The organism is Flavobacterium sp., assembly GCF_029242675.1.
Taxonomy (GTDB): Bacteria; Bacteroidota; Bacteroidia; order Flavobacteriales; family Flavobacteriaceae; genus Flavobacterium.
Genome location: NZ_JAQWTM010000342.1, coordinates 1 through 2020, shown reverse-complemented (window position 1 = coordinate 2020; position 2020 = coordinate 1). Strand labels below are relative to the sequence as shown.

Genomic DNA, 2020 nt, shown 5'->3' with positions numbered 1-2020 from the left:
AGTAATGAAGGTGATGCAGGGTATACTGGGGCAGCTTTGTATCCATCTTACGCAATTTCTGATAATTTTGGATTGGGACTAAGAGCTGAATACTTTGACTACAAAGAAGGATCAGGAGACACTTCGTTTACAGCTTTTACTTTGTCTGCAAACTTAAAAGCAGGAGGACTTACAATAATTCCAGAGCTTAGATTAGATAACGCTTCTGATGATATCTTTGTAGACTCTGATTTGCTTCCAACTAAATCTGCAGCGCAGTTTGCTGTAGGTGTAGTATATGGATTTTAAAAGTAATCGTTAAAAATATACATGTAAATGCTAAGCGTGTTTATATAAGATTGTTATTCCCCCTATATTTTTTTTTTAACTGCCAAAGTACTTTTGTATGATGGCAGTTTTTTTTTTGGGGGTAAGCAGTGCATTTTTTGCTCAAAAAAAAAGGGAGTTTCACTATTTGTGAAACTCCCTTTTAATAAATGAGATACTAAATTATTGCTTCTTGTAGACCGCATAAATAGTATTTATTGTATTTTGATCTAATACTGAATTAACGTCTCTTTGCATGTAATGTAGCTTAAAGGCTGAAACAGCTGATCCTAAATTTTTTGTATTGTACCCAATGATTCGCAAGCCTAATTCTGGATTAAAATTTAATGGTGCCTCTTCTAAAGTATCATCATACCAAATCCCAAATCCATTGTCGGCTAAGGTTTTCCATGGGAAAAATGCACTTGGATCCTGTTTGCGACTTGGAGCAATATCAGAGTGCCCAATTATATTCTGTTTAGGAATGCGGTATTCTTTTGTTAATCTATTCAATAAAGCCATCAAACTGCTTATTTGACTTTCAGAGAACGGCTCCTTACCATTATTGTCTAGCTCGATACCTATTGATGAAGAATTGATATCGGTATCTTTACCCCAACTTCCTGATCCGGCATGCCATGCTCTCAAGTAGTCGTTTAACATTTGTATAACTTCACCATTATCATCGATAATATAATGTGCGCTTACCTGTGTTCTGCTTAACGTAAATGTGCGTATCGTTTGAGCGGTAGAATCTTGAGCGGTATGATGTAAAATAATAAAATTTGGCTTTCGTAAATTAAAATTCACTGTTCCAATCCATTTTACATTTCTATTGTTCTCAGCAGATGAAGCTGCAACATTATTAAGGCTATCCTTAAATATATACAGCTGTTTTGAATAAGAGCTGTCAATACTAATGGTACTTTTTGATACTGCGGGCAGTTCTGTTGGAACCTTGTTAGAAATTGTTTCTGTGTACGTTTTCAATTTGCTGTTGTACTCCTCTTCGCTTCCTTTATAGGGATTGGGAGAACAAGATACAATTGTCGTAACAATAGCTAAAAAATATAATTGTTTTTTCATGTAATAACCTCGTTAACTACTTTCTTCTTCTCTTCTTTGTAGGAGTTGTACGGTCCTCTTTTAGTGCCTTAAACTTTTCTATTTGATCAGCGTTCAGGAACTCTTTTATTTTTCTATCTGTCGTTTCAGACAGAGCCTCGTACTCCTTGACCTTTTGTTCTTGATTACTTTCATCTTTCATTAAAATCCCTTGTGATCTCAAGCTTTCAGTAATTACATTAGCAATGGCTATTTCTTGAAGCGCATCTAGCTCTAATGAAGCCTTCATTCGTTCCATTATTTTACCAACAGTAACTTCTACAGGAATCTCCTTAGGTTTCTCAGGTTCTCTGTTTTGGCTCATTTGATTCATGCTGTTTCCACGGCCGTATCCATTGTTGCCATAACCATTATTACCATATCCATTGTTGCCGTATTGGGCTGACATAGTACTAAAACTTAATAATAAAAAATAAACAAATACTGCTTGAACTGTTTTCATAGTAGTTATTTTAATTAGAGGTATAAAAATTAAAAATATTCTTTAAACTGGCTCTCCGTATAAATCAAATTCTGTTGCTTCAGTAATTCTAATCATGGCAAAATCAGCTGTTTTTAAATAATGTTTTGAGGCATCAATTAAAACTTC

General features: G+C 34.5%; 3 protein-coding genes. 1 reads left to right on the top strand and 2 read right to left on the bottom strand.

The annotated features are described in order from the left end of the window. The coding region (locus tag P8M54_RS12505) for an outer membrane beta-barrel protein (protein WP_300288243.1) at positions 1–288 on the top strand (288 nt) is incomplete at its 5' end. Between the two features lie 201 nt (positions 289–489). On the opposite strand, the gene P8M54_RS12500 is transcribed toward P8M54_RS12505, so the two are convergent. Next, positions 490–1392 (bottom strand): N-acetylmuramoyl-L-alanine amidase, encoded by a 903-nt coding sequence (locus P8M54_RS12500; protein ID WP_300288242.1) that lies wholly within the window; start codon positions 1390–1392, stop codon positions 490–492. A 16-nt stretch (positions 1393–1408) separates the two neighbouring features. Beyond that, a complete protein-coding gene (locus P8M54_RS12495; RefSeq protein ID WP_300288241.1) occupies positions 1409–1873 on the bottom strand; it encodes a hypothetical protein in 465 nt (154 codons plus the stop codon). Between the last annotated feature and the right edge of the window lie 147 nt (positions 1874–2020).

Bases quoted from the DNA above. Each gene is read 5' to 3' on its own strand.
- P8M54_RS12500 (WP_300288242.1), bottom strand. From the start codon at position 1,392: ATGAAAAAACAATTATATTTTTTAGCTATTGTTACGACAATTGTATCT.
- P8M54_RS12495 (WP_300288241.1), bottom strand. From the start codon at position 1,873: ATGAAAACAGTTCAAGCAGTATTTGTTTATTTTTTATTATTAAGTTTT.